The 1213-nt window shown below is 64.9% G+C and carries 1 pseudogene; it reads left to right on the forward strand.

Features of this window, described 5'->3' with window-relative positions:
- Nucleotides 1-1159: pseudogene (locus NKJ75_RS32750) on the forward strand (IS256 family transposase); the annotation flags it as partial.
- Nucleotides 1160-1213 lie beyond the last annotated feature (54 nt).

Here is a 1213-nt window from a genome sequence, read left to right on the forward strand (position 1 = left end):
CCCCGGATGCCGATCTGCTGCGGGAGATGATCGGCTTTGCCGCCGAGCGACTGATGGAAATGGAGGTGGGCGCGGCCACCGGCGCCAGCTATTGGCGAGAAGAACCCGCTGCGGCTCGCCTAGCGCAATGGCTACCGCGACCGGGACTGGGAGACGCGGGCCGGCACGGTCGAGCTGCGCATCCCGAAGCTCAGGAAGGGAAGCGACTTCCCAGGTTTCCTCGAACCGCGCCGCATGGCCGAGACGGCGCTAACCGCCGTCATCCAGGAAGCTTATGTGCAAGGCATCTCGACCCGGTCGGTTGACGACCTGGTCAAGGCCATGGGTATGAGCGGCATATCCAAGAGCCAGGTCTCGCGGCTGTGCGAGGAGATCGACGGGGAGGTGAAGGCCTTCCTCGATCGGCCGATCGAGGGCGATTGGCCATACCTGTGGATCGACGCCACTTACCTGAAGGTCCGCCGCGGTGGGCGGATCGTCTCGGTCGCCGTTATCATCGCCGTCGGCGTCAACGCGGACGGCCGGCGCGAGGTACTGGGCATGGAGATTGGCACCTCGGAGGCCGAGCCGATCTGGACAGAGTTCCTGCGCAAGCTTGACACGTCGCGGCCTGCGCGGCGTCAAGCTCGTTGTCTCCGATACTCACGAAGGCCTCAAGGCGGCCGTCACCAAGGTGCTGTGCGCGACATGGCAGAGGTGCCGCGTCCACTTCATGAGGAACGTGCTGGCCCATGCCGGCAAGAGCGGCCGCAGGGTCGTCTCAGCCTTCATCGCCACCGCTTTCGCCCAGGAAACGCCCGAGGCCGCGTCCGTACAATGGCGCGCCGTCGCCGACCAGATCCGGCCGAAGGTGCCGAAGCTGGCAACAATCATGGACGACGCCGAGCCCGACGTGCTGGCCTACATGACCTTCCCCAAGGAACATCGCGCTAAGCTCCACTCGACGAATCCGATCGAACGTCTCAACGGCGAGATCAAGCGGCGCACCGAGGTCGTCGGAATCTTCCCGAACGACGATGCGGTCGTGCGCCTCGTCGACGCAATCCTGCTCGAACAGAACGATGAATGGGCAGTGCAGCGGGCCAGATATATGACTCTGGAAACGATCAGCCAGATGAGCGATGATCCCCTGATCAGCCCGCCAGCCGTGGCGCGCTGATCAGCCCGGCCCATGCCGGAGAGCACGGCGACTAATGCCGCCAGCTACACCACG

Origin of the sequence: Mesorhizobium sp. M0058 (genome assembly GCF_040323095.1) — a bacterium.
Taxonomy (GTDB): domain Bacteria; phylum Pseudomonadota; class Alphaproteobacteria; order Rhizobiales; family Rhizobiaceae; genus Mesorhizobium.